The organism is Xanthobacter pseudotagetidis (assembly GCF_043194795.2).
GTDB lineage: Bacteria > Pseudomonadota > Alphaproteobacteria > Rhizobiales > Xanthobacteraceae > Xanthobacter > Xanthobacter tagetidis_A.
Map to the genome: position 1 here is coordinate 3024142 of NZ_CM195534.1, position 25895 is coordinate 3050036.

26 protein-coding genes are annotated in these 25895 nt (G+C 70.5%); 16 read left to right on the forward strand and 10 right to left on the reverse strand.

Annotation, left to right across the window (positions count from 1 at the left end; genetic code table 11):
- Positions 1 to 1830, reverse strand: a complete 1830-nt coding sequence (locus V5F67_RS13825; protein WP_394017223.1) for an extracellular solute-binding protein — start codon at positions 1828 to 1830, stop codon at positions 1 to 3.
- Between the two features lie 222 nt (positions 1831 to 2052).
- On the opposite strand from V5F67_RS13825, the gene V5F67_RS13830 reads away from it, so the two are divergent.
- Positions 2053 to 2802: an invasion associated locus B family protein gene (locus V5F67_RS13830; RefSeq protein ID WP_394017222.1), complete on the forward strand. Its 750-nt coding sequence runs from the start codon at positions 2053 to 2055 to the stop codon at positions 2800 to 2802.
- Positions 2803 to 2963: 161 nt separating this feature from the next.
- On the opposite strand, the gene hspQ is transcribed toward V5F67_RS13830, so the two are convergent.
- Positions 2964 to 3266: a heat shock protein HspQ gene (gene hspQ / locus V5F67_RS13835; RefSeq protein ID WP_394017807.1), complete on the reverse strand. Its 303-nt coding sequence runs from the start codon at positions 3264 to 3266 to the stop codon at positions 2964 to 2966.
- A 178-nt stretch (positions 3267 to 3444) separates the two neighbouring features.
- Complete coding sequence (locus V5F67_RS13840; RefSeq protein WP_394017221.1) at positions 3445 to 4485, reverse strand: HpcH/HpaI aldolase/citrate lyase family protein; 1041 nt, start codon at positions 4483 to 4485, stop codon at positions 3445 to 3447.
- Between the two features lie 249 nt (positions 4486 to 4734).
- Between V5F67_RS13840 and V5F67_RS13845 the strand changes: the two genes are divergently transcribed.
- The 4 genes from V5F67_RS13845 (at position 4735) to V5F67_RS13860 (ending at position 6848) form a co-directional block, all read left to right on the forward strand.
- Entirely contained in the window at positions 4735 to 5013 is a 279-nt protein-coding gene (locus tag V5F67_RS13845; protein WP_394017219.1) for a GlsB/YeaQ/YmgE family stress response membrane protein, read from the forward strand.
- An 11-nt stretch (positions 5014 to 5024) separates the two neighbouring features.
- Complete coding sequence (locus V5F67_RS13850; protein ID WP_394017218.1) at positions 5025 to 5282, forward strand: GlsB/YeaQ/YmgE family stress response membrane protein; 258 nt, start codon at positions 5025 to 5027, stop codon at positions 5280 to 5282.
- Between the two features lie 154 nt (positions 5283 to 5436).
- On the forward strand, positions 5437 to 6390 hold the full coding sequence (gene lipA, locus V5F67_RS13855; RefSeq protein ID WP_394017216.1) for a lipoyl synthase: 954 nt from the start codon (positions 5437 to 5439) through the stop codon (positions 6388 to 6390).
- Complete coding sequence (locus V5F67_RS13860) at positions 6390 to 6848, forward strand: type II toxin-antitoxin system RatA family toxin (protein WP_394017214.1); 459 nt, start codon at positions 6390 to 6392, stop codon at positions 6846 to 6848. Before lipA ends, V5F67_RS13860 begins: the two co-directional genes overlap by 1 nt.
- A 6-nt stretch (positions 6849 to 6854) precedes the next feature.
- On the opposite strand, the gene V5F67_RS13865 is transcribed toward V5F67_RS13860, so the two are convergent.
- Complete coding sequence (locus tag V5F67_RS13865) at positions 6855 to 7352, reverse strand: CinA family protein (protein ID WP_394017212.1); 498 nt, start codon at positions 7350 to 7352, stop codon at positions 6855 to 6857.
- 4 nt (positions 7353 to 7356) lie between these two features.
- The gene (locus V5F67_RS13870; RefSeq protein ID WP_394017211.1) at positions 7357 to 8547 is read right to left on the reverse strand and encodes a bifunctional 2-C-methyl-D-erythritol 4-phosphate cytidylyltransferase/2-C-methyl-D-erythritol 2,4-cyclodiphosphate synthase; all 1191 of its coding nucleotides are present in this window, start codon (positions 8545 to 8547) and stop codon (positions 7357 to 7359) included.
- A gap of 159 nt (positions 8548 to 8706) precedes the next feature.
- On the opposite strand from V5F67_RS13870, the gene dusB reads away from it, so the two are divergent.
- From dusB to hflX, 10 genes are all read left to right on the forward strand, one after another.
- The gene (gene dusB / locus V5F67_RS13875) at positions 8707 to 9774 is read left to right on the forward strand and encodes a tRNA dihydrouridine synthase DusB (RefSeq protein WP_394017209.1); all 1068 of its coding nucleotides are present in this window, start codon (positions 8707 to 8709) and stop codon (positions 9772 to 9774) included.
- Complete coding sequence (locus V5F67_RS13880; RefSeq protein WP_394017208.1) at positions 9771 to 10898, forward strand: two-component system sensor histidine kinase NtrB; 1128 nt, start codon at positions 9771 to 9773, stop codon at positions 10896 to 10898. Before dusB ends, V5F67_RS13880 begins: the two co-directional genes overlap by 4 nt.
- Positions 10899 to 10905: 7 nt before the next feature.
- Positions 10906 to 12348, forward strand: a complete 1443-nt coding sequence (gene ntrC, locus V5F67_RS13885; protein WP_394017806.1) for a nitrogen regulation protein NR(I) — start codon at positions 10906 to 10908, stop codon at positions 12346 to 12348.
- Between the two features lie 215 nt (positions 12349 to 12563).
- The gene (locus tag V5F67_RS13890; protein WP_394017207.1) at positions 12564 to 14804 is read left to right on the forward strand and encodes a sensor histidine kinase NtrY-like; all 2241 of its coding nucleotides are present in this window, start codon (positions 12564 to 12566) and stop codon (positions 14802 to 14804) included.
- A 3-nt stretch (positions 14805 to 14807) separates the two neighbouring features.
- The gene (ntrX, locus tag V5F67_RS13895) at positions 14808 to 16175 is read left to right on the forward strand and encodes a nitrogen assimilation response regulator NtrX (protein ID WP_394017206.1); all 1368 of its coding nucleotides are present in this window, start codon (positions 14808 to 14810) and stop codon (positions 16173 to 16175) included.
- A gap of 188 nt (positions 16176 to 16363) precedes the next feature.
- The gene (gene trkA, locus V5F67_RS13900; RefSeq protein WP_394017204.1) at positions 16364 to 17740 is read left to right on the forward strand and encodes a Trk system potassium transporter TrkA; all 1377 of its coding nucleotides are present in this window, start codon (positions 16364 to 16366) and stop codon (positions 17738 to 17740) included.
- A gap of 12 nt (positions 17741 to 17752) precedes the next feature.
- Complete coding sequence (locus V5F67_RS13905; RefSeq protein WP_394017202.1) at positions 17753 to 19168, forward strand: hypothetical protein; 1416 nt, start codon at positions 17753 to 17755, stop codon at positions 19166 to 19168.
- An 8-nt stretch (positions 19169 to 19176) separates the two neighbouring features.
- Entirely contained in the window at positions 19177 to 20034 is an 858-nt protein-coding gene (locus V5F67_RS13910) for a D-amino-acid transaminase (RefSeq protein ID WP_394017200.1), read from the forward strand.
- 148 nt (positions 20035 to 20182) lie between these two features.
- The gene (hfq, locus tag V5F67_RS13915; protein ID WP_121623711.1) at positions 20183 to 20437 is read left to right on the forward strand and encodes an RNA chaperone Hfq; all 255 of its coding nucleotides are present in this window, start codon (positions 20183 to 20185) and stop codon (positions 20435 to 20437) included.
- A 106-nt stretch (positions 20438 to 20543) separates the two neighbouring features.
- Complete coding sequence (gene hflX, locus V5F67_RS13920) at positions 20544 to 21944, forward strand: GTPase HflX (protein WP_394017198.1); 1401 nt, start codon at positions 20544 to 20546, stop codon at positions 21942 to 21944.
- A 110-nt stretch (positions 21945 to 22054) separates the two neighbouring features.
- Here hflX and V5F67_RS13925 read toward each other — a convergent pair whose 3' ends face one another.
- The gene (locus V5F67_RS13925; protein WP_394017197.1) at positions 22055 to 22414 is read right to left on the reverse strand and encodes a hypothetical protein; all 360 of its coding nucleotides are present in this window, start codon (positions 22412 to 22414) and stop codon (positions 22055 to 22057) included.
- Between the two features lie 176 nt (positions 22415 to 22590).
- Between V5F67_RS13925 and V5F67_RS13930 the strand changes: the two genes are divergently transcribed.
- Positions 22591 to 23385, forward strand: coding sequence for a histidine phosphatase family protein (locus tag V5F67_RS13930; protein ID WP_394017195.1), 795 nt, complete (start codon positions 22591 to 22593; stop codon positions 23383 to 23385).
- Positions 23386 to 23394: 9 nt separating this feature from the next.
- On the opposite strand, the gene V5F67_RS13935 is transcribed toward V5F67_RS13930, so the two are convergent.
- The 4 genes from V5F67_RS13935 to V5F67_RS13950 are packed head-to-tail and all read right to left on the reverse strand — an operon-like array spanning position 23395 to position 25823.
- A complete protein-coding gene (locus V5F67_RS13935; RefSeq protein WP_394017193.1) occupies positions 23395 to 23871 on the reverse strand; it encodes a DoxX family protein in 477 nt (158 codons plus the stop codon).
- Positions 23868 to 24629, reverse strand: a complete 762-nt coding sequence (locus tag V5F67_RS13940; protein ID WP_394017192.1) for an HvfC/BufC family peptide modification chaperone — start codon at positions 24627 to 24629, stop codon at positions 23868 to 23870. The genes V5F67_RS13935 and V5F67_RS13940 overlap by 4 nt, the downstream gene beginning before the upstream one ends.
- 8 nt (positions 24630 to 24637) lie before the next feature.
- Complete coding sequence (gene bufB, locus V5F67_RS13945) at positions 24638 to 25489, reverse strand: MNIO family bufferin maturase (RefSeq protein ID WP_394017191.1); 852 nt, start codon at positions 25487 to 25489, stop codon at positions 24638 to 24640.
- Between the two features lie 55 nt (positions 25490 to 25544).
- Positions 25545 to 25823 (reverse strand): BufA1 family periplasmic bufferin-type metallophore, encoded by a 279-nt coding sequence (locus tag V5F67_RS13950; protein ID WP_394017190.1) that lies wholly within the window; start codon positions 25821 to 25823, stop codon positions 25545 to 25547.
- Positions 25824 to 25895: the final 72 nt, after the last annotated feature.

The window sequence follows — 25895 nt, forward strand, 5'->3', positions numbered from 1 at the left end:
TCAGCGGCCCGGGACGCGCCACCAGGTCTCCGGCAGCGTGCCGTAGAGGGAGGGCTGCGCCGGACGGCCGATGCGCGTCCAGCGGGCGAGCCATTGTCCGGGCGTATGGAACAGCGGCACCGCGTAGGCGCCCGAGAGCAGCGCCCGGTCGAGCGCGCGCGCGGCGGCGATGAAGTCGTCCTCGTCCCGCGCGGCGACCAGGGCGTCGATGGCCGCGTCCACGGCGGGGCTCCTGGCCCCCATATAGTTGCGCGTGCCCGGCGTATCGGCGCTGGCGGCGCCGAAATAGAAGGCCTGCTCGTTGCCGGGGGAGAGCGACTGGCTCCAGATCGCCGGCACCATGTCGAAGTCGTAGGCGTTGCGGCGGGCGTCGAACTGCACCGCATCGACGAAGCGCACCCGTGCCGTGATTCCCGCGCGCTCCAACTGGCTCGCATAAGCGAGGGCGAGGCGCTCCTGGTCCCGCGTCGCCACCATGATCTCGAAGGCGAGCGGCTCGCCGGTGCCCTCGCGCCGCACCAGGCCGTTGGACAGGCGCCAGCCGGCCTGCTCCAGCAGCGCGAAGGCGTCGCGGCGGCGATCGCGATCGCGTCCCGAGCCGTCGGAGACCGGCGGCACCAGCGTTCCGAGGAGCGCCTCGGGAACGATCTCGGCCGCGAACGGGCCGATGATCGCCTTCTCGCGGTCGTCCGCCGGCCGGCCGGAGCTCGACAGCTCGCTGTCCTGGAAGAAGCTCGTCGTGCGCGCATAGAGGCCATGGTAGAAATTGCGGTCGAGCCATTCGAAGTCGAACAGCTCGGTCAGGGCGCGGCGCACGCGGATGTCCGCGAACACCGGACGGCGGGTGTTGAACACCAGCGCCGAATAGGGCTTGGGCGTGCCGGTGGGGATCACCTCGCGCACCACCTCGCCGGCGCGGGCGGCGGGAAAGTCGTAGCCGGTCTCCCAGCGGCCGGGATCGGTCTCGAAGCGGGCGTCCACCAGGCCCTTCTTGAAGGCCTCGAACTCGCTGTTGGCGTCGCGAAAATAGAGAATGCGCAGGGTATCGAAATTGTAGAGGCCGCGATTGGCCGGCAGGTCGCGCCCCCAATAGTCCGGCCGGCGGGACAAGGTGAGGCTCGCGCCGGCCTCGGCCGCCTCCACCTTGTAGGGGCCGGTGCCGAGCGGCGCCGAAAGGCTGGTCTCGGCGAACCGTGCCGGATCGACCGCTGCGCGGGAGAGCACCGGCATCAGCCCCATGATCAAAGGCAGCTCGGGGTCCGGCTCGGCAAAGGTGAAGCGCACCCGCCCGCCCGGCCGTTCCTCCGCCTTCGCGACCTTGGCGTAATAGAGCCGGTGGTTCGGGCGCCCCTGGTCGCGCATCAAGGCGTGGGAGAACAACACGTCCTGCGCCGTCACCGGCGTGCCGTCGGCAAAGCGCGCGCGGGGGTCGATCTCGAACTCGACGAAGCTGCGCGCGGCATCGGTCGTCACCGAGCGGGCGATGAGCGGATAGAGCGTGAACGGCTCGTCGAGCGAGCGCGCCATCAGGCTCTCGACCAGGTAGCCGCGCACGAACGACGCCGGCGAGCCCTTGACGATGAAGGGATTGAGGCTGTCGAACGTGCCGGTCAGCGAGAGCGTCAGCCGGCCGCCGTGCGGCGCGTTTGGATCGGCATAGGGAAAGGCGGTGAAGTCGTCCGGAAGGTCCGGCGCGCCGCGCATGGCGATGGCCGACGCGGCGCGCCCGCCGTCGGCGGCGGCATCGGCCGGAACGATGACGGCCGGGAGCACGAGACCGAGCGCAGCGCCAAGGACGACAAGGGGCGCCGTGCATTTGAGCGATACCATGCCGCGCTCCTGTGTTTCCCGCCGCTGGCGGGCGCTGGCCGTCCTTTCTTGGCCGCAATCCTGGGCAAGGTATGGCCGGCACCCTCGAGAGCGGGGAACCGAGTCGCATTTGCCACCATCTTGCCTTAATTGACCCCGAGACAGCCGGGGTCTTAGAGGGGGTGCTGGCCCGGCGCCGAGCGCAGGACGTTTTCGGCGACAGCCACCACAGGAAAGGCCACAATGATTAACATCCCATTCATCGGACGGCTCACGGCTGGGGGCGCCGCCACGCTGGTCGCTGTGGCGCTTGCGGGATCGGCTTTCGCCCAGACGCCCGCCACCAAGCCCGCACCGGCCAAGCCCGCCGCGCAGGCGCCCGCTGCCGCCCCCGCTCAGGGCGCGCCGGCCGAGGAGCCGAAGTTCTCGGCCTCGCCCTGGCAGAAGATCTGCCAGGAGATTCCCGAGACCAAGAAGCAGGTCTGCGTGCTGAGCCAGGTGCTCGGCGTCGAGAACCAGGCCATCGCCAAGGTCGACCTGATCGAGGTGAAGGACGAGGCCCGCCGGCGCCTGACCATCGCCGTGCCGCTCGGCATGCGGCTCCAGCCCGGCATGCGCATCACCCTCGACAAGGACCCGGTCGCGGTGCCGTTCGTGATCTGCCAGCCCATGCCGGGCGGCGGCGCCACCTGCATCGGCGAGGCGGAGATCAACGCGGACTTCATCGGCAAGATGAAGAAGGCCAACGCCATCTATCTGCAGATGATGAACGGCCAGGGCCGCACCCTCAGCCTGCCGATCTCCAACGCCGACTTCACCAAGGCCTATGACGGCCCGGGCGTCGACGCCAAGGTGGCGATGGAGCAGGAGCGCAAGCGCATGGAAGAGGCGGAAGCCGCCAAGAAGGCCCAGGACGAGCAGGGCAAGGCTGCGCTGCTGAAGAAGGGCCAGGAGCTGGAGCGCGCCAAGGCGCAGGGCGCCGCGCCGAAGTGACCGCTTGAGCCGGCCGGCCTTCTCCTGACGGGCCTGAAGGCTCGGCCGGAGCCGTGACCAAGAGGCTGGAAACGAAAAACGCCGGGCCGCGATGCGTGCCCGGCGTTTTTTTGAGAGGTTCGACGTCGTCCCGTCACGCCGCCGAGACGGGTGGCGACACCTCAGTTCAGCAGGTCGGAGCGCACCCGCCAGCCACCTTCGCCATCCTCCGACAGCGCCTCGGTGACCTTGGGATGGCGCACCGGCTCGTCCGAGGTGTCGCGTTCCAGGTTCTGCTCCGACACGTAGGCCACGTACTCGCTGTCCGCATTCTCCGCGAACAGGTGGTAGAAGGGCTGGTCCTTGTCGGGGCGGATCTCCTCGGGGATGGCGAGCCACCACTCCTCGGTGTTGTCGAAGATCGGGTCCACATCGAACACCACGCCCCGGAAGGGGAAGTGCTTGTGGCGCACCACCTCGCCGATGCGGAACTTGGCGGTGCGGAACTCCCCCGCGGCCTCGGCCCGGAGCTTCTCCGCCGGCTGTGCGGCCGCGGCGGCGGAGAGCGCGGCGGCCTGATCGGCGCCGCCCGCCGTCTCCCGCATGCCGGACTTCACAGAAGCGCCCATGGCCCACAACTCCTCGTCGTTCGCCGCGATTGTGTCACAATCCGTAGGCCTTGCCCATTTGCGGATCCTTCGCCGCGACAATGCGCGCCAGATCGACGATCACCTTGGCCTGCTTCCAGGTGGCGTCGTCCTGCATCTTGCCGTCGATCATCACCGCGCCGGCGCCGTCTGGCATGGCTTCCAGAATCCTGAGCGCGAACGCCACCTCGCCGGGGTCGGGAGAGAACACGCGCTTGGCGATATCGATCTGGGTCGGGTGCAGGGTCCAGGCGCCGACGCAGCCCTGGAGGAAGGCGTTGCGGAACTGGCTCTCGCAGGCGGCGAGGTCGGCGAAGTCGCCGAACGGGCCGTAGAACGGCTTGATGCCGTTGGCGGTGCAGGCGTCCACCATCTTGCCGACCGTGTAGTGCCACAGATCCTGCTGGTAGCCGGTCCGGGGCTTGTCGCCGTCGGGGTCCGCCAGCACCTGGTAGTCGGGATGGCCGCCGCCAACACGGGTGGTCTTCATGGCGCGCGAGGCGGCAAGGTCCGCCGGGCCGAGGCTCATGCCGTGCATGCGCGGGGAGGCGGCGGCGATGGCCTCCACGTTCTTGACGCCCTCGGCGGTCTCCAGGATGGCGTGGATCAGGATCGGCTTGCCGATGGCGTGCTTGGCCTCCAGCTGCGCCAGCAACTGGTCGAGATAGTGGATGTCCCAGGGGCCGTCGACCTTGGGCAGCATGATGACATCGAGCTTGGCGCCCACATTGCCGACGATCTGGACGATGTCGTCCAGCACCCAGGGGCTGTTGAGGCAGTTGATGCGGGTCCACAGGCCGGTCGCGCCGAAGTCCACCGCCTTCGCCATCTCGATGAAGCCGGCGCGGGCGGCCTCCTTGGCGTCCATGGGGATGGCGTCTTCCAGGTTGCCGAGCACGACATCCACCTGGGCGGCGATGTCCGGCACCTTGGCGCGCATCTTCTCCAGGTGCGGCGGCACGAAATGGATCATGCGCTCCAGCCGCACCGGAAGCTCGCGATAGGGCGCGGGCGCGCCGATGGCGAGCGGCTTGAAGAAATTGCGCGGCAGCTTCATGAACTTCCCCCCGGACGGCCCGCCCGACTTCGCGGCGAGGGGAACCAATTCCCTCGCGCGCGGCGGGCCTTGATGTGCAATGCAGCATAGGCGCGCGCCCGGCGCAACTTCGGCCCGGACCCGGACGCCGTGTCTCGCACGCGACCTGAGGGTGTGCGATGGTGGCGCCGCCGGGGCGGGGAGCGATCCGAGTCGCGCCGGCCGGATGCGGGGGCGCCGACCGAAGGCGGCGCGGACAGGAGTTCGCAGATGAACGACCAGGCCTATGCGTTCCTCAGCCAGCCGGGCGTCGGCTTCTTCTCCATGATCATCATCGGCATCGTCGCCGGCTGGGTGGCCGAGCGGATCACCGACAGCAATCACGGCCTGCTCACCAACCTCATCGTCGGCGTGGCGGGGGCGTTCGTCGGCGGCGAGCTCGGCTCGCTGCTGAACATCCAGGTGTTCGGCTTCTTCCGCACCCTGGTGGCCGCCATCGTCGGCGCCATCATCCTGCTGTGGGCCTGGCGCGCGCTGCGCGGTCGCTGAGGGAGGCACCAATGGGATTCTTCGTCTCGATCATCGTCGGCATCCTCGCCGGCTACATCGCCGAGAAGGTGATGAAGTCCACCGGCGGGCTGTGGACCAACCTGTTCGTGGGCGTCGTCGGCGGCATGCTCGGCTGGTGGGTGGTGGGGCTGCTCGGCCTCTCCTACATCCAGAAGGACGCGTTCGTGGACAGCGTGGTGGTCTCCGCCTGCGGCGCGGTGCTGCTGCTCGCCATCTGGCGCGCCATACGCGGCAAGAAGCCGGCCTGAGGCTGACCGGACAGGCCCCCGCGCCGCGTTTCCCGCAGGGCAGGGCGGCGCGCGGGCGGTTCCGGCGTGCGCCGGAATATTCTATGCTCCCGCCTTCGTCCCGAGGCGCGCCGCGTCCTTGCACCGGCAGGGCCGCGCATCCGGAAAGCGTTGCATGGTCACCGTCATCGACAACCTGAACCGTCCCCGCCATCCCGAGAAGGCGAACCGCCCGCTCACCGAGGTGCTGCGCAAGCCCGACTGGATCCGGGTCAAGGCGCCGGGCTCGGCGGCGTGGTCGAAGACGGCCGGCATCGTGCGCGCGGGCGGCCTGCACACGGTGTGCGAGGAGGCGAGCTGCCCCAATATCGGCGAGTGCTGGGAGAAGAAGCACGCCACCTTCATGATCATGGGCGACACCTGCACGCGGGCCTGCGCCTTCTGCAACGTGCGCACCGGCATGCCGGACGCGCTCGACCAGGGCGAGCCGCAGAAGGTGGCGGACGCGGTGGCGAGCCTTGGCCTGTCCCACGTGGTCATCACCTCGGTGGACCGGGACGACCTCTCCGACGGCGGCGCCGAGCACTTCGCGCGCACCATCCGCGCCATCCGCGCGGCGAGCCCCGGGACGACCATCGAGATCCTCACCCCGGACTTCCTGCGCAAGGATGGTGCGCTGGAGGTGGTGGTCGCGGCGCGGCCGGACGTGTTCAACCACAATCTGGAGACCGTTCCCTCCAAGTATCTCGCGGTGCGGCCGGGCGCGCGCTACTTCCACTCGCTGCGCCTGCTGCAGAAGGTGAAGGAGCTGGACGGGACCATCTTCACCAAGTCCGGCATCATGGTCGGTCTCGGCGAGGAGCGCCCCGAGGTGCTCCAGCTCATGGACGACCTGAGGTCGGCGGACGTGGACTTCATCACCATCGGCCAGTACCTCCAGCCGACCCGGCGCCACCACAAGGTGGAGCGCTTCGTCACGCCGGACGAGTTCAAGGCGTTCGAGACGGTGGCCTACGCCAAGGGCTTCGCGATGGTCTCCTCCAGCCCGCTGACGCGCTCCTCGCACCATGCGGGCGAGGATTTCGAAAAGCTGCGCAAGGCGCGCGCGGCGAAGCTCGGGCGGGGCTGATGCCCTCCTTCTCGTCCAGCCGCACGGTCGCCCACTCCGCCGCCGACATGTTCGACCTGGTGGCTGACGTGGAGCGCTATCCCGAGTTCGTGCCGCTCTGCCAGTCGCTGCGCATCAAGCGCCGCACCAAGTCGGACGAGGGCGTCGAGGTGCTGGTCGCCGACATGACGGTGGCCTACAAGCTGATCCGCGAGACCTTCACCTCCCGCGTCACGCTCGACCGGCCGCGGCTCGTGATCCACGTGGAGTATCTCGACGGCCCCTTCAGCCGCCTGGACAACCGCTGGGAATTCCTCACCCTCGGCGAGCGCAGGTCCGAGGTGAAGTTCCACATCTCCTACGAGTTCCGCTCCCGCGCGCTCGGCCTCGTCATGGGCGCCATGTTCGACGCCGCCTTCCGCCGCTTCGCCGACGCGTTCGAGGCGCGGGCGAACGAGGTCTACGGCGCCAAGGCCTGAGGCCGGTCAGGCGCGCGCCGCCGCCTCCCGCAGCAGATCGAGCGCCACCAGCACCGAGCGGCGGCGGATTTCGTCGCGCCCGAGGTCGCCGAACAGCATGCGGCGATGGGCGGTTTCGCCCCCCGTCACCGCGCAGCCGAAATGCACCAGCCCCACCGGCTTCTCGGCCGATCCGCCCCCCGGACCGGCGACGCCGGTAATCGAGACGGCGGCGGCGACCGGCGCGCGGGCGAGCGCCCCCTCGGCCATGGCGCGCGCGGTCTCCTCGCTCACCGCGCCATGGGCGGCGAGCAGAGCCTCCGGAACGCCCACCAGCTCGCTTTTCGCCCGGTTGGAGTAGGTGACGAAGCCGCGCTCGACCACATCCGACGAGCCGGCGATGGCGGTGAGCGCGCCCGCCACCAGCCCGCCGGTGCAGGATTCGACCGTGGCGAGCATCAGCCCCTTCGCCCGGAAGGCGGCGAGCACGGCCTCGGCGCGGACGGCGGTCTCGGCGTCGAGCATGGCGCTACTCCGAAAGCGGCAGGCGCACGGTGGCGCTTGCCATGGCGGCGATGCCCTCGCGGCGGCCGGTGAAGCCGAGCTGCTCGGTGGTGGTGGCCTTCACGCTGATGCGGCTTTCCGGCACGCCGGTGATGCGGGCGATGGCGGCGCGGATGGCGGGCCGGTGCGGCCCGACCTTCGGCGCCTCGCAGATCAATGTGAGGTCGAGATGGGCGATGCGCCCGCCCAGCGCCGCCACCTTCTCCACCGCGTGGGCCAGGAACTGGTCCGAGGCGGCGCCCCTCCACTTGGGATCGGAAGGCGGAAAGTGGGTGCCGATGTCGCCGTCGCAGATGGCGCCGAGCACAGCGTCGGTGAGCGCGTGCAGCCCCACGTCCGCATCCGAATGGCCGGCGAGGCCGAACGGGTAGGGGATGGCCACGCCGCCCAGCATCACATGATCGCCCGGCCCGAAGGCGTGCACGTCGAAGCCAGTGCCGGTGCGCACGTCGGCGAGCACCGCGAGGCCGCCTTCGGCGCGGGCGAGGGCGGCATCCGCCTCTGCGATGTCGGCGGCGGAGGTGAGCTTCACGTTGGTGGCCTCCCCTTGGAAGGTGAAGACGGGCCGGCCGGCCCATTCCATGACGGCGGCGTCGTCGGTGAGGTCGTCGACGCCGGCCGCGGCGGCGGCCCGGTGGGCGGCGGCGAGATCGGCGCGGCGGAACGCCTGGGGCGTCTGGACCGCGCGCAGCGCCGGGCGGGACAGGGTGGCCTCGACCCGCCCTCCCGCATCCACCTGCTTAATGGTGTCGGTCACCGGCATGACCGGGACGGCGGCGCCGCAGGCCCGCGCCGCCGCCACCGCGCGGGCGATCAGGGCGTCGCTGGCGAAGGGACGGGCTGCGTCATGGACGAGCACGATTTCGTGTGCCGTACCGTCAAGCGCGGCCAATCCTGCCCGGACGGACGCCTGCCGCGTGGCGCCGCCCGGCACCGGTGCAAGAATTTTGGGCAAGCCTGCGGCGGCCTCCCTAAAGAGGTCCGAATCGTCGCTATGGATAACCGCGAGCACGGCCGAGACATCCGGGTGCGACGCAAGGAGACGCAGTGTGCGCCGCAGCACACTTTCGCCGCCGATGCGTTGATACTGCTTGGGCAACGTCCCACCGGCCCGGGTGCCCCGACCGGCGGCGACCACGAGTGCGACGCAATGCATGAGGCCTCTTCCTGTTGAGCCTCACCTTCAAGCGCGCCGGCGCCGCATGCGCAAGAGGGACGCGGAGGGTGGGGGCACGGCGGCCGGTCCGGCGGGCGGTCTGGAGGCACTGCGCAGCATATTCGCAGACGCCCCTTGCACGCGCGCGGCATTTGGCTAATGTGTAGGCAGAAACATGGTGGCCTAATTTCTGTGCAAAAGAGTTGTGATTACTCAATCCCCGCGCTGCGGATCGGCTCTCACGAGCTGCCCAGCAGCGTGATCCTCGCCCCCATGGCCGGCATCACGGACGCTCCCTTCCGCCGCATGGCGGTGCGCTATGGCGCGGGGCTCGCCGTGTCCGAGATGGTGGCGAGCGCCGCTTTGATGGAAGGCAGGCCCGAGATGGTGCTCAAGGCGGAGGGACGTGGCATGGGCCTGCACGCGGTGCAGCTGGCCGGCAACGATCCTTACTGGATGGGCGAGGCGGCGCGCCTCGCCGAGAGCGCCGGCGCGGCCATCGTCGACATCAACATGGGCTGCCCCTCCAAGCGCGTCATCACCGGCGCCGCCGGGGCGGCGCTGCTGCGCGACCTGCCGCTCGCGCGCCGCATCATCGCGGCGGTGCGCAAGGCGGTCGCCATCCCGGTCACGCTCAAGACCCGCCTCGGCTGGGACGACGGCGCGCCCACCGCCGTCACCCTGGGGCGCATGGCGGAAGGCGAGGGCGTCGCCATGTTGACCATCCACGGCCGCACCCGCTGCCAGTTCTACGACGGCCGCGCCGACTGGAGCGCCATCCGCGCCGTGAAGGAGGCGCTCGCCATTCCCGTGATCGCCAATGGCGACGTGACGCGGCCCGAGCACGCCCCCGCCATCCGCGCCGCCTCCGGCGCCGACGGGGTGATGATCGGGCGTGGCGCGCAGGGGCGGCCCTGGTTTCCGGGCCAGGCGGCGCGCGCGCTCGCGGGCCGCGCGGTGCCGCCGGACCCGTCCGCCGCCGAGCAGCGCGACGTGCTGCTGGAGCTCTATGACGGCTGGCTCGGCCATTACGGCACCGCGCTCGGCGTGCGCCAGGCGCGCAAGCATATCGGCTGGGCGCTTGAGGCCGCGGGGCAGGGGACGGACGGCGGGGCGGACTTTGTCGCCCGCTGGCGCAAGCCGCTCCTGATCCAAGATGATCCCGCGAAGGTCGCGGCGGGGATCCGCGCGGCCTATGACGAACTCGATCGGAGGGCTGCGGCATGAAGGCCGAGGCCAAGCGCCGGCACGAGGCCGACCTGGGGCTGACCCGGGCCATCCTCGACGCCGTTCCCCATCCCGTCCTCACCGTCTCGGACACCGGCCACGTGGTGGACGCGAACGTGGCGGCGGAAGCCTTCTTCGAGGTCAGCGCGCCATTGCTGCGGCGCCGGCCGTTCGCGGAGTTCGTGCCGTTCGGCACGCCGCTGCTCGGCCTGATCGATCAGGTGCGCGTCCGGGGCGCGCCGGTGAACGAATATCGCGTCGACCTCGGCACGCCGCGCAACGGCGGCGAGCGGGTGGTGGACATCCACGTCGCCCCGGTCACCGAGCGGCCAGACCATGTGGTGGTGATGCTCCAGGAGCGCACCATCGCCGACAAGATGGACCGCCAGCTCACCCATCGCGGCGCCGCCCGCTCGGTGAGCGCGCTCGCCTCCATGCTGGCGCACGAGATCAAGAACCCGCTGTCCGGCATCCGCGGCGCGGCCCAGCTCCTGGAGCAGTCGGCCGGCGACGAGGACCGCGCGCTCACGCGCCTCATCTGCGACGAGGCGGACCGGATCGTGAAGCTCGTGGACCGCATGGAGGTGTTCTCCGACGAGCGCCCGGTGGAGCGCGAGCCGGTCAACATCCATGCCGTGCTGGAGCACGTGCGGACCCTGGCCTCGTCGGGCTTCGCGCGCCACATCCGCTTCCACGAGGAGTACGATCCCTCGCTGCCGCCGGTGCTCGCCAACCGCGACCAGCTGATCCAGGTGTTCCTCAATCTGGTGAAGAATGCGGCGGAAGCGATCGATCCCGACCAGGACGGCGAGATTCATCTCACCACTGCCTTCCGGCCCGGCGTCCGCCTCACCGTGCCGGGGTCCAATTCGCGGGTCAGCCTGCCGCTGGAATTCTGCGTGCGGGACAACGGCAAGGGCGTGCCGGAAGACCTCATGCCCCACCTGTTCGACCCGTTCGTGACCACCAAGCCCACCGGAAGTGGCCTCGGTCTTGCTTTGGTGGCGAAGATCATCGGCGACCACGGCGGCATCATCGAATGCGACAGCCAGCCGCGCCGCACAACCTTCCGCGTGCTCCTGCCCATGTATCGCGGCAAGAGCCCTGCAAACGAGGACAACTGAGGTGTCCATGCCCTCCGGAAGCATCCTGGTCGCCGACGACGACGCCGCGATCCGTACGGTGCTCAATCAGGCCCTGTCGCGGGCCGGCTACGAAGTTCGCTCATGCGGCAATGCCGCCACCCTCTGGCGCTGGGTGAGCCAGGGCGACGGCGACCTCGTCATCACCGACGTGGTGATGCCCGACGAGAACGCCTTCGATCTGCTGCCGCGCATCAAGAAGGCGCGGCCCGAGCTGCCGGTCATCGTCATGAGCGCGCAGAACACGTTCATGACCGCGATCCGCGCCTCCGAGCGCGGCGCCTATGAGTATCTTCCCAAGCCCTTCGACCTGAAGGAGCTGATCTCCATCGTCGGCCGCGCGCTCGCCGAGCCGAAGAAGGGCGACCTCAACGGGCTCAGGTCAGAGGAGCAGGACAACATCCCGCTGGTGGGCCGCTCGCCCGCCATGCAGGAGATCTACCGGCTGCTGGCGCGGCTGATGCAGACCGACCTGACGGTGATGATCGCCGGCGAGAGCGGCACCGGAAAGGAGCTGGTGGCCCGCGCGCTGCACGATTACGGCAAGCGCCGCACCGGGCCCTTCGTCGCCATCAACATGGCGGCGATCCCGCGCGACCTGATCGAGAGCGAGCTGTTCGGCCACGAGAAGGGCTCCTTCACCGGCGCCACCACCCGCAATGCCGGCCGCTTCGAGCAGGCCGAGGGCGGCACGCTGTTCCTGGACGAGATCGGCGACATGCCCATGGAGGCGCAGACCCGCCTGCTGCGCGTGCTCCAGCAGGGCGAGTACACGACGGTCGGGGGGCGCACCCCCATCAAGACCGACGTGCGCATCATCGCCGCCACCAACAAGGACCTGCGGACCCTGATCCAGCAGGGGCTGTTCCGCGAGGACCTGTTCTTCCGCCTGAACGTGGTGCCGCTGCGCCTGCCGCCCTTGCGCGAGCGCTCCGAGGACGTGCCGGACCTGGTGCGCCACTTCTTCCTCCAGGCCGAGCGCGAGGGCCTGCCGGCGAAGCAGATCGACGCCGCCGCGCTCGACCGGCTGAAGCGCTACCGCTGGCCCGGCAACGTGCGCGAGCTGGAGAACCTGGTGCGCCGCCTCGCCGCGCTCTACCCGCAGGAGATCATCACCCCGGCGATCATCGACGCCGAGCTGTCCGAGCCGCTGCCGAACGCGCTCTCCGAGGACGCCCCCGCCGATGCGACCCTGGCCGCCTCCGTGGAGCGCCACCTCAATGCCTATTTCGGCGGCTTCGGCGAGGACCTGCCGCCGCCCGGCCTCTATCACCGCATCTTGAAGGACGTGGAGTATCCGCTCCTGTCGGCCGCCTTGGCGGCGACGCGCGGCAACCAGATCAAGGCCGCGGAGCTCCTCGGCCTCAACCGCAACACCCTGCGCAAGAAGATCCGGGACCTCGACATCCAGGTGATCCGCACCAGCCGCTGACCCCGTCGGCGGCGGCTCGGCTCGCCGGGGCCGCGGCCGCAAGCCGTTGAAGGTAGGCGCCAACCAATCATGGCGGCGGTTCTGTGGGCAGCCTGCGGAAAGACGTCGCGCCGGCGATTTCTGTCACATTTTTGCACCAGGTGTCGTTCCACAGCATCACCCCGGCCCGCGACTCATCCCGGTCGCGGCGCCGCCTTGGGGGGTGGTCCATCCTGATGTCTGACCTTCCTGTCGAGGACCACGTGGCCGAGCCCATGCTGCCGAAGCGGCGCGGCCTCGGACGTTTCATCGCGCCGCTGATCGTCGGCCTCGCTTTGGCCTCGGCGGTGGCCACCTTCCTGGTCCTGATGGGGCTCACGTCGGTCGTTCCCTCGCCGGCGGTGGTGGTGGGCATGCTGGCGGCGAGCGGCGTCGCCGTGCTGGCGCTGATGGCGGTGATCGGCCTCGAAGTGTGGGGCATCCTGCGGGCGCGTGCCCGCGGACGCGCCGCATCCCGGCTCCATGTGCGCATCGTCTCCCTGTTCGCGGTGATCGCGGTGGTGCCGACCATCGTCGTCGCCGTGGTGGCGAGCCTGACGCTCGACCGCAGCCTCGACCGCTTCTTCTCCTCCCGCACCCAGGAGATCGTCGCCACCGCCGGCTCGGTGGCGCAGACCTATATCCGCGAGCACGCGCTCTCGATCCGCGGCGACGTGATGGCCATGGCCAACGACATCTCGCGGCTCAAGGAGCTGTACGACACCGACCCGGAGAAGTTCCGCCAGATCCTCACGGCGCAGGCGGCGCTGCGCAACGTTCCGGGGGCGCAGATCATCAGGCGCGACCTGTCGGTGGTGGAGCGGGCGAACCTGCGCACCGAGAAAGAGTACCTGGTGCCGGTCAACATCGCCGTCGGCGATGCCTCGGTGGACCAGCCCATCATCTACCTGCCGTCGGACGCGGACTTCGTCGGCGCGGTGATCCCGCTGCAGAATTTCGAGGACCTGTTCCTCTACGTGGCGCGGCCCATCGACCCGCGCGTCATCGGCTACCTGAAGGTGACGCGCGAGACGCTGGCGGACTACCGCTCCCTGGAGGAGCGGCGCACCAACGTGCAGCTCGCCTTCGCCGCGATGTACGCGGTCATCACGCTGATCGTGCTGCTGTCGGCGGTGTGGCTCGGCATCAACTTCTCGAAATGGCTGGTGGCGCCGATCCGGCGCCTGATGTGGGCGGCCGGGCGCGTCGCAGGCGGCAACCTCGATGTCCAGGTGCCCGTGAACCGGGCCGAGGGCGATCTCGCCTCGCTCGGCGAGACCTTCAACAAGATGACCGGCGAGCTGCGCACCCAGCGCAACGCCCTCATGACCGCGCGCGATCAGATCGACAGCCGCCGCCGCTTCACCGAGGCGGTGCTGGCCGGTGTCGGCGCCGGCGTGATCGGCCTCGATGCCGACGAGCGCGTCACCATCGTCAACCGCTCCGCCGAGCGGCTGCTCGGCCTCACCGAGGCGGAGGCGCTGGGGCGCAAGCTCGCCGAGGTGGTGCCGGAGACCGCGGCGCTGCTCGCCGAGGCCGAGAGCGCGAGCCAGCGCATCGTCCAGGGCAACATCACCGTGCAGCGCGAGGGCCGCGAGCGCGTGTTCGCCATGCGCGTCACCACCGAGCAGTCGGCCGAGGACGACCATGGCTGGGTGGTGACGCTCGACGACATCACCGCGCTCATCGCCGCCCAGCGCACCTCGGCCTGGGCCGACGTCGCGCGCCGCATCGCCCATGAGATCAAGAACCCGCTGACCCCGATCCAGCTCTCCGCCGAGCGCCTCAAGCGCAAGTACGGGCGCCACATCACCCAGGATCGCGACGTGTTCGACCAGTGCACCGACACCATCATCCGCCAGGTGGGCGACATCGGCCGCATGGTGGACGAGTTCTCCTCCTTCGCGCGCATGCCGAAACCGGTGGTGGACGCGCAGGACCTCACCGAGACCATCCGCCAGTCGGTGTTCCTGGCCCGCGTGGGCCACTCCGACTTGACGTTCGAGACCGACCTGCCGGCAAGCCTTCCGGCGCGGTACGACCGCAGGCTGATTTCCCAGGCCCTCACCAACATCCTCAAGAACGCCGCCGAGGCTATCGAGGCGGTGCCGAGCGAGGCGCGGGGACCGGGCCTTATCCGCATCAAGGCGCAACAGGTGGGCGACGACCTCATCATGGACGTGATCGACAACGGAACCGGCCTGCCCCAGGACAAGCGCAACCGCCTGCTGGAGCCCTATGTGACCACCCGCGATAAGGGCACGGGCCTCGGCCTCGCCATCGTCGGCAAGATCATGGAGGAGCACGGCGGCGGCATAGAGCTGAACGACGCCCCCGACGGGCGCGGCGCCTGGATTCGCCTGCGCATCCGCCAGGATGGCCGGCCGGAGGGCGCGCCCGCCGCGGCGCCAGCGGCAGACGCGGCGGGGAGGGCCTGAGCCATGGCGATGGACATTCTCGTCGTCGACGACGAAGCCGATATCGGCGAATTGGTGTGCGGCATCCTGGAGGACGAGGGCTATGGCGCCCGCACCGCCCGGGACGCGGATTCGGCGCTCGCCGCCGTCGCGCTCCGCCGGCCCAACCTGATCTTCCTCGACATCTGGCTCCAGGGCTCGCGCCTCGACGGGCTGGAGCTGCTCAACGAGATCAAGGCCCAGCACCCCGACGTGCCGGTGGTGATGATCTCGGGCCACGGCAACATCGAGACCGCGGTCGCCGCCATCAAGCGCGGCGCCTACGACTTCATCGAGAAGCCGTTCAACGCCGATCGTCTCGTCATGGTGGCGGAGCGGGCGCTGGAGACCCTGCGCCTCAAGCGCGAGCTGAAGGAATTGAAGCAGCTCGCCCCCCACGGGCGGGTCATGGTCGGCCGCTCCTCCTCGGTGCAGCAGCTGAAGGCCACCATCGAGCGGGTGGGGCCCACCAACTCGCGCATCCTCATCGTCGGGCCGTCCGGCTCCGGCAAGGAGCTGACCGCGCGCATGATCCACGCCGCGTCCTCGCGCGCCAACGGGCCGTTCGTGGTGCTCAACTCCGCCGCCATCACGCCGGACCGCCTGGAGTTCGAGCTGTTCGGCACCGAGGAGGGAGAAGGGCGCGAGCGCTCCCGCGGCGCGCTGGAGGAAGCCCACGGCGGCACGCTGTTCCTGGACGAGATCGCCGACATGCCGCGCGAGACCCAGAACCGGGTGCTGCGGGTGCTGGTGGAGCAGACCTTCTCCCGCGTCGGCTCGGCCGAGAAGGTCAGCGTCGACGTGCGCATCGTCTCCTCCACCGCCCGCAACCTCGAGGAGGAGATCGCCAAGGGCCGCTTCCGCGAGGACCTCTACCACCGGCTTTCGGTGGTGCCGATCCGCGTGGCGCCACTGGCCGAGCGGCGCGAGGACATCCCGGACCTGGTGGACTTCTTCGTCGATTCCATCTCCCAGACCACCGGCCTGCCGCGACGGCCCATCGGTGACGATGCCATGGCGGTGCTCCAGTCCCACGACTGGCCCGGCAACGTGCGCCAGCTGCGCAACAATGTGGAGCGGCTGCTGATTCTCGCCGGCGGCGACCCAGATGCCACCATCACCGCCTCCATGCTGCCGCCGGACGTGGGCGCGCTGGTGCCGAGCCTGCCGAACGGCAATGGCGGCGAGCATCTCATGGGCCTGCCGCTCAGGGAGGCGCGCGAGGTGTTCGAGCGCGAATACCTCGCGGCGCAGATCAACCGCTTCGGCGGCAACATCTCGCGCACCGCCGAGTTCGTCGGCATGGAGCGCTCGGCGCTGCACCGCAAGCTGAAGGCCCTCGGCGTCGGCTGATCCCTCCGCCGAAAAGGGGGGCCGCGGGGGCTCGTTTTCAGCCGAGCGGGCGCTTAACCTGCACCCTGGCCGCGCGGGGAACGGCAGGTCCGTTCTGCCCCAGGGTGTCGGCGTCGCAGCCCGGCCAGCGGGCCGCGCGCCATGCGATGAAGACGCCGACGGGCGAAGCGGCGGGGAAGGGTGGGGCGATGAAGGTCGTGATCTGCGGGGCAGGCCAGGTGGGGTTCGGCATCGCCGAGCAGCTCGCCGGCGAGCAGAACGACGTGTCCATCGTCGACACGAACCCGCGCCGCATCCAGATGGTGGCCGACCAGCTGGACGTGCGCGGCGTGGTGGGCATGGGATCGCACCCCGACGTGCTCGCCAAGGCCGGCATCGACCATGCCGACATGATCATCGCCGTGACGCTTCACGACGAGGTCAACATGATCGCCTGCCAGGTGGCCCACGCGCTGTTCAACGTGCCGACCAAGGTGGCGCGGATCCGCGCCCAGTCCTACCTCGCCCCGGAATGGCGCGATCTGCTCTCGCGCGACCACCTGCCCATCGACGTGGTGATCTCGCCTGAGATCGAGGTGGGCGAGATGGTGCTGCGCCGCCTCTCGCTCCCGGGCGCCATCGACACGGTGACCTTCGCCGACGGCGCGGTGGTGGTGGCGGGCGTCCATTGCGGCGAGGAATGCCCGGTGGTGGACACGCCGCTGAAGGACCTCACCCAGACCTTTCCGGACCTCCAGGCCACCGTGGTGGCGGTGAACCGGGGCGGGCGCATCCTCGTGCCGCGCTCCACCGACCAGCTGGCCATCGGCGACATCGCCTATTTCGTCGCCCAGGCCGACCAGGTGCAGCGCACCCTGTCCATCTTCGGCCATGACGAGATCCCCGGCCAGCGTATCGTCATCGCCGGCGGCGGCAATATCGGCCTCTACGTCGCCAGCGAGCTGGAGAAGCGCAACCAGGCGGCGCGCGTGAAGGTGATCGAGGCCTCGCGCGAGCGGGCCCAGACCATCGCCGAGGCGCTGTCGCGCTCGGTGGTTCTGAGCGGCGACGCGCTCGACCGGGCGATCCTCGACGAGGCCGGGGTGGGCGAGGCCGACACCATGATCGCCCTCACCAACGACGACCGCATCAACATCCTCTCCTGCCAGCTCTCCAAGCAGATCGGCGCGCGCCGCATCCTGGCGCTGCTGAACGAGCAGGGCTACGCCTCGTTCGCCCGCGGGCTCGGCATCGACGCCCACGTGAACCCGCGCCAGATCACCGTCTCGAAGGTGCTCCAGCACGTGCGGCGCGGGCGCATCCGCGGCGTGCACGCGCTGCTCGACGGGGCCGGCGAGATGATCGAGGCGGAGGCGCTGGAGACCTCGCCGCTGGTGGGCAAGCCGCTGCGCGACCTCGGGCTTCTCGATGGCTTGCGGATCGGCGCCATCGTGCGCAACGGCCACGTGATGCTGCCCACCGGCGACTTCGTGGTGCGCGCCCACGACCGGGTGGTGCTGTTCGCGCTCGCCGAGCGCATCAAGCGCGTGGAACAGCTGTTCCGCGTCGCGCTCGAATTCTTCTGAGCCGGGCGCGCCATGCTCGATGCCGCCCGCACGCTCGCCGGAGCCCTGTTCGCCATCGGCGTGATGGCGCTTCTTCCCGCCGGCGTTGCGGCAAGGATGGGGACCGGACAGGCGCCGGCCTTCCTCGCCACCAGCGTGTTCTGCATCTTCATCGCCGGCGCGCTGCGCTTCTCCACCCAGGGCGTCGCCATCCGCCTGCGCCACGCGCAGGGCCTCGGCGGACTGGTGGCGCTGTGGATCGTGCTGCCGCTCGCGGCGACGCCGGCCATCGCCATCTCCTCCGGCCTGCCGCCGCTCGCCGCCTGGCTGGAGGCGACCTCCGCCCTCACCGCCACCGGCGTCACGGCGCTCAAGCACGGCCCGGTCTCGCTCTATGTTTGGCTCGGCCTGCTGCAATGGGCCGGCGGCTTCCTCACCATCGTTTCCGCGCTCGCCATTCTCGCCCCGGCCGGGCTCGGCGGACTGCCCGACCGCACGGTACGAGGCGGCGGCGCGGTGGATGCGGCGGACCTGCGCCTCATCGCCTCCGAGACCCTGCCGCTCTATGCCGGCGGGACGCTCGCGGTCATCCTGCTGATGCTGATGGACGGGGAGGGGCTCTATGTCGCCTTCACCCTCGGCACCGCCATCGCTTCGGCCGGCGCGCACCTGCCGCCGGAGGCGCAGCTCGCCCTGGAGCTCGATCCCGAGGTGAAGTGGATGCTGCTGCCGTTCCTGTTGTGGAGCGCCACCAGCGTGCGCTGGCACCGTGCCCTCGTCACCCGGCGCGTCAACGCCGCCCCGGACCAGCCGGAGAGCCTCGTCATCCTCGCCTATTGGGCGGTGCTCGGCGTGGTGTTCGGCGCCGTCCTGTTCCGTGCCGCCGGCGCGGACACGCTGGAGGCGGTGCGCGACGGCCTGTTCTCCGCCGCCTCGCTGATCTCGACCAGCGGCATCGGCGCGCGCGAGGGCACCTTCGAAAGCCTGCCCTTCGCCCTCGTGATCGCCGTGGCGCTGCTGGGTGGCGGCGCGTTCTCGGTGGCGGGCGGGCTGAAGATGCTGCGGCTGCGCGCCATGCTGCTGCGCACCCGCGGCGACCTGATGCGTCTCGTCTATCCCAACCTGGTCCAGCCCGCCTCGCTGGGGGAGGGCGGCATGGGTTCCGCCATGCGCGGGGTGTGGGTGGGCGCGGCCGCCTTCTTCATGCTGTTCGCGGCGGTGCTGATCGCGGTGAGCCCCGGCCTGCCGAGCTTCGAGGCCGCGTTCACCGCCGCCGCGGCCCTGGTCAGCAACACCGGCCCGGTCTATGACGCCGCCGGCAAGGGCTGGCCCGCCATCGCCAGCCTGCCCACCGGATCGGTGCTCGCGGCCGGCTTCGCCATGATCGCCGGCCGGCTCGAGATCATCGGCCTCGCGGTGGTGGTCCATCTCCTCTTCTGGCGCACCTGAGCAGAACCATGTCCCGCATCGCCTACGTCAACGGCCGCTACGTCCCGCATCGCACCGCCAGCGTCCATGTGGAGGATCGCGGCTACCAGTTCTCCGACGGCGTCTACGAGGTGTGCGAGGTGCGCGGCGGCCATCTGGTGGATGCGCGGCGGCATCTCGACCGGCTGGAGCGCTCGCTCTCCGAGCTGCGCATCGCCCTGCCCATGGGCCGCGCGGCGCTTGCCGCCGTGCTGCGCGAGGTGGTGGCGCGCAACGGCGTGAAGGACGGCATCGTCTATCTCCAGGTCACCCGCGGCGTCGCCCGGCGCGACCACGCCTTCCCGGCGCCCGGCACCGCGCCGAGCCTGGTCGTCACCGCCCGGCGCGCCGACATGGCGGCCCAGGAGCGGCTCGCGGAACAGGGGGTGCGCGTGATCTGCGTGCCGGAGAACCGCTGGCCGCGGGTGGACATCAAGACCGTGGGCCTTCTGCCCAACGTGCTCGCCAAGCAGCAGGCGAAGGAGGCGGGCGCGCGCGAGGCATGGTTCGTGGACGCCTCGGGCCATGTCACCGAGGGCTCGTCCACCAACGCCTGGATCGTCACCGGCGACGGGCGCATCGTCACCCGGCCGGCGGAGAACGGCATCCTGAAGGGCATCACCCGCGCGGTGGTATTGGACGCGGCGAAGGCGCTCGGGCTCGTGATCGTCGAGCGCGCCTTCACGCCGCAGGAGGCCTATGGCGCCCGCGAGGCCTTCATCACCGCCGCCTCGACCCTGGTGATGCCGGTGGTGGAGATCGACGGGCACACGATCGCCGATGGCCGCCCCGGCCCGGTGGCGCGGGACCTGCGGCACCGTTTCCACACGTTTGCAGAGGTATCGTGATATACGAGCGCCGGCATCGGGATGCTGCACGGCAAAATATATTGCGCCGCCGCAGCACTGTGCCATTCTAGGCGCACAACTCTCTCGCCGCTTCGGGCACGGACGCCCTGCGGCGAGGGCTCAACGCCCTAAAAAAACGGATATCAAAATGGCGGCGGAACGGCAACAAAACCTCCAAGACACCTTCCTGAACCACGTCCGCAAGAACAAGACTCCCCTGACGATCTTCCTCGTCAACGGCGTGAAGCTGCAGGGGGTCGTCACCTGGTTCGACAATTTCTGCGTGCTGCTGCGGCGCGATGGCCACTCCCAGCTGGTCTACAAGCACGCCATCTCCACCATCATGCCGGGTCATCCGGTGCAGCTGTTCGATCCCACCGACGAAGCCGGGGAGAAGGCCTGATCCCGTGGAGCGCCGCAGCGCCAGAGGGGGTGTGAAGCAGGGGGAGGGAACCGGGACCGCGAAGCGAGGGGCGAAAGGCTCCGGCGACGCGGCCGAAGCCGGCCCCGTGCATCTCGAAGGCCATCCCGATCTGCGCGAGAAATCGGAGGCGGGCGGCCCTGCCTCCGCGCGGGGCGGCGTCGACCGGCTTGAGCCGGCGACCCGCTGCGCCGTCATCTCCCCGGTCCTGTCCAAGCGCGCGACCCGCGGGGCGAGCGAGCGGCGCAGCCCGCAGGCGCGCCTCGACGAGGCGGTGGGGCTCGCGGCCGCCATCAGCCTCGACGTGGTCTATGCCGGCCTCGTGCCGCTGTCGGAGATCCGGCCCGCCACCTATCTCGGCACCGGCAAGGTGGAGGAGATCGCCGGCATCGTGAAGGCGGAGGCGATCGACCTCGTCTTCTTCGACGCCGCGCTCTCGCCCGTGCAGCAGCGCAACCTGGAAAAGGCGTGGTCCGCCAAGGTGGTGGACCGCACGGCGCTGATTCTGGAAATCTTCGGCGAGCGCGCCCGCACCAAGGAGGGCGCGCTGCAGGTGGAGCTCGCCCACCTCAACTACCAGCGCTCGCGCCTGGTGCGGTCGTGGACCCACCTGGAGCGCCAGCGCGGCGGCTTCGGCTTCCTCGGCGGTCCCGGCGAGACCCAGATCGAGGCCGACCGCCGGCTCATCGGCGAGCGCATCATCCGCATCGAGAAGGAGCTGGAGCAGGTCAAGCGCACGCGCGGCCTGCACCGGGCGAGCCGCAAGCGGGTGCCTTATCCGGTGGTGGCGCTGGTGGGCTACACCAATGCCGGAAAATCCACGCTCTTCAACCGCCTGACGCGGGCCGAGGTGATGGCGCAGGACCTGCTCTTCGCCACCCTCGACCCGACGCTGCGCGCGGTGGACCTTCCGCACGGCACGCGCATCATCCTCTCCGACACGGTCGGCTTCATCTCCGAGCTGCCGACCCAGCTGGTCGCCGCCTTCCGCGCCACGCTGGAAGAGGTGCTGGAGGCGGACCTCATCCTGCACGTGCGCGACATCTCCCATCCCGACACCGATGCCCAGGGCCAGGACGTGGAGGACGTGCTCGCCGACCTCGGCGTCGAGACCGCGCCCGGCGGGCGGGTGGTGGAGGTGTGGAACAAGATCGACCGGCTCTCCGGCGAGGAGCGCGAGGCGGTGGAGAACCAGTGCCGCCGCGCCGACGGGCTCGACGGGCCGGTGGCGGTCTCGGCGCTGACCGGGGAGGGCACCGACCACCTGCTCGCATTGATGGAGCGCCGCATCACCGCCGGGCGGGTGACGCTCGCAGTCACGCTCGCCGCCGAGGACGGGGAGGGGCTCGGCTGGCTCTACCGTCACGGCGAGGTGCTGGAGCGCAACGCCGACGAAGACGGCGCGGTGCATGTCAGCCTGCGCATCGCCCCCGAGCGGGCGCGGCTGGTGACGCGCAAGTTCGGCGCCCGGCGCGTTCGGGAGATGTGAGGCCGCCGCTTCGGCGCCTTGCGATCAGGACGCGCGGCCACGCGGCCACGGCGCCCATAAATGGCGCCCGCCGACCGGGCCGGAGGGGCCAGAAGCGCGCCGAACGGCGATCAGAAGCTCGGCGTGTCGCCGTCGAGCGGGCTCCACTGGCCGTTGTTGGTCGGATCGCCGGGCGGTCCGGAGCCGTAGCCGCCCGAAAGATCCGGCGGGAACACGTAGTCGTTGTTCTCGCCCTTGCCGATGCTCACGTCGGGACGGATCGCCGGGCCGGGGCCGGGATCGAGATAGTTGCCCTGCGGGATCACCGGCAGCTGGATCACGCGCGGGGTGATGGTGACCTGCGGCCGCGAGGACTGGGCCAGCGCCTCGACCGCGAACTGGGTCGCGAGCGCGGCCGCCACCGCGCCGAGCAACGGCCAGGCCCGGTTCTGTCCGGGTCCAAATCCCATGGGCAAGCGAAGGTCGATCATTTCGGTGTCCCGGCGCAGGCCGCGGCGGCGCGCGCCACGGCATCGGATGCCTTAGAAGCACGTTCGCGCCGAGGTGTGAAGGCCCCGCGCCGCGATCGCGGCGCGGCCTATGGCGCATGGGTCGGAGCCGCTAAGCTCGCATGGGGCCAGGAATCAATCCGTGAGGGGCGGGAGCAATGGGGCAGGACAATAGGGGCCGCATCGGCCACGGCAGGGCATTGAGGCTCCTTGCCGCGGGCGCTGTGGCGCTGCTGGCGACGCTCGCCGCCGGGGCGGCATACGCCGCGCCGGCCCGCATCATCCTGCTGCGCCACGGCGAGAAGCAGAACGCCTGGCAGCTGTGCCCGATCGGTGTCCAGCGCTCGCATGCGCTCAGGGCGCAGCACCTGGGCAAGGGTGCCGCCGACAGCCTGTTCCGCTCGGGAGAGGCGCCCAAGGGCTTCTTCGCCATCACGCTCCACGCGCTGGAGCTGATCACGCCGGCGGCGACCTCCTGGGGCCAGCCGGTCATCACCTATCCGGTGCTGCCCGAGGGCACGCCCGCCAGTTTCCAGGAGCAGCTCAACGCCCAGACGCGGCAGGCGGCGCACGACCTTCTCAACGATCCCCGCTGGGAGGGGGCGACGGTGGTGGTCGCCTGGGAGCACGACCACATCGCCAAGGTCATCCCGCCCGCCAAGGCCGGCGAGAAGCCCGGTCCGGCGCCGGTGACGCTCTACGACCTGCTCGGCCTCTCCAAGCTCGCCGATGCTCCGGCCAACTGGCCGAGCGCCACCTATGACTATTTCTGGATCATCGACTTCGACCCGGCGACCAAGGCGCCGGCCTCCTTCCACATGGTCAAGCAGGTCTTCACCGGCGCGTTCGCGGGCTTGCCGCAGAACGACTGGGGCGCGCCCAACGGGCTCACCGCCGCCAGCAAGTGCGTGCTCGACCAGGCGCCGAAAAAAGCCGGCGGCAAGACGCGCTGAGCCGCTGCCTCAGCGCCCGGCCCACCGGCCGATGAGGTGGTCGAGCGAGATCGCCCCCGGTCCGCGCGCCACCACCAGCAGGAACAGGGCGGCCCAGGTGCCGTGCGTGGGCCAGGCGTCGGGATAGACGAACAGCTGGATCACCGCCGTCATGCCGAGCAGCGCGAGGGCGGCGAACCGGCTGGCGAGGCCAAGCACCAGAAGCACCGGAAACAGATGCTCGGCGGCCGCCGCGAGATGCGCCGCGAGAGCGGGGTCCACCAGCGGCAGGCGGTATTCCTCCTGGAACAAATAGACGGCGTTTTCCGAGACCCGCCAATGGGCGTCGAGCTTGGTCTGCCCCGACTGCCAGAACACGGCCGCCGGGAACACCCGCGCGGCAAGGCCGAGCACGGCATAGGGGATGTGCTCGCCCAGAAGGGCGATGCGGCGCAGCCGGCAGAGCAGGTGCGGCGCCGGACGGGACGGCAGGGTATGGTCGGTCATGGCGTGGTCTCCGGGGCCGCGAAGGCGCCGGCCTGCGCCAGCGTCGCGACGATGAGGGGAAGGTCCGCGCCGGGAACCGCCAGCGCCGCCGCGGCTGCGGCCGCTGGGTCGTGGTCCAGCGCGTCGAGGAAGACGGCGGCGCCGGGCGGCAGGTTCACCGCCGCGACATCGAGGCCGGGGCGGACGACGAGCACGTCCTCGCCGCGCCAATCGTCCACTTCGCCGAGCGGCGCGCGGCCGGTGTTCATGCGCCAGAGCGTCAGCACCGGCCACGGGGAGCGCAGCGCGAACGCCGCCGGGTGCCGGCGCAGCGCCGCCTGTCCGCGCGACAGGCCGGCAAGGTCGCACGCGCCGAGGGGGCGCGCGTCGGCGGCGTGGAAGGATGCGAGCGCCAGCGCCTCCAGGCGCGCCACGTCCGGCAGATAGGGCAGGCCGGCGACCGGCGGAAAGGCCGCGAGGAAGTCCGCGAACTCGGCTCCGAACCAGGCCATGACCGGCCCGCGCGGCGGGTGGGCGGCGATGAACAGCCGCGCCGTGGCGCGGAAGAAATCGTCGCCGACGATGGCCGCGACCGCGGGATATTTCGCCCCGAGCGCGCCGATGAGCGAGGCCACCACGTTGTTGCGGTAGACCGCGAAGCGCCGCTCCCGGCGCTCGCCGGGCGGGCAGGCGATGCCGTCCGGCACCGGCAGGCCGGCATCGAGGCAGGCAGCCGCGAAACGCCCGTCGGCCGGCGATGGGAGGGCGGGGGACACCATGGCGCGCCTCAGGCCGCCACGCGGCGGGCGGCATCGAGCACCGCCCCGGCGCGCTCGGCCTCGGCCCGCAGCACCGGCCAGTCCGGAACGTCATTGTCCCACTCTATGAGGCTCGGCACCGGCCCGATGCGGCGGATGACCTCGGCGAACAGCGCCCAGACCGGATCCGCCACCGGCGCGCCATGGTCGTCGATGAGCAGCGGCGCCTCCTCGCCGTCCGCCGCCTCGGCATGGCCGCCGAGATGGATCTCGCCCACAAGGTTCAGCGGGAAAGCATCGAGATAGGCGATGGGATCGGTGCCGTGATTTACCGCCGAGACAAACACGTTGTTCACGTCCAGCAGCAGGCCGCAGCCGGTGCGGCGGGCGATCTCGGCCAGGAACTGGGCCTCGGGGATGGTGCTCTCGGCGAAGGTGACGTAGGTGGCGGGGTTCTCCAGCAGCAGCGTCCGGCCGAGCGCCGCCTGCACCTCGTCCACGTGCTGCGCCACCACCGCGAGCCGCGCCTCGGTATAGGGAAGAGGCAGCAGGTCGTTGAGGAAGACGCCGTCGTGGGTGGCCCAGGCGAGGTGCTCGGAGAAGCTTTGAGGCTGGTAGCGCGCGCACACCGCCTTCACCCGCGCGAGGTGGTCGCGGTCGAGCGGCGCGAGGCCGCCGATGCCGAGCCCGACGCCGTGGACCGAAAGCGCATAGTCCGCCCTGAGCGCCGAAAGCTGGGCGTGGGGCGCCCCGCCCGCCCCCATGTAGTTCTCTGCGTGCACCTCGAAGAAGGCGAGCGGCTGGCGCGCCGAAGCGATCGCGCCGAAGTGCTGCGGCTTGAAGCCGACGCCGGTGCCGGCCGGCAAGGGTGTCCGGGCCATGGTTCCCTCCGTGAGGAAGAGGAGGCGGGAGCGCCGGGCGCCCCCGCCATGCGCGTCAGGACTTGATGGGCATCAGCGCGCCCATGCCGGAGGGCGTCTTCATGGTGACGCAGCTGCCCTTGGGAACGAGCTTCCAGGCGTTGCCCTGATAGTCCACCTTGGAGGTGCCGGCGCAGGTGGTGCCGGGACCGGCGGCGCAGTCGTTCTGGCCCTTGAGGGCGACGCCGTAGCATTTCTCCTTGCCGGCGTTCGCATCCTGCGCGAAGGCCGGGGTGGCGGCGCCGAGCGCGGCGGCGAGGGCGCCGAGGATGGCGAGGTCGAGAGCGGTCTTCATGGCTGTTCTCCGTTCGGGTCGGCCGCCTCAGGTGGCGGCCATGACCGGGAGTTCGCCCGCCCGACGCCGTCC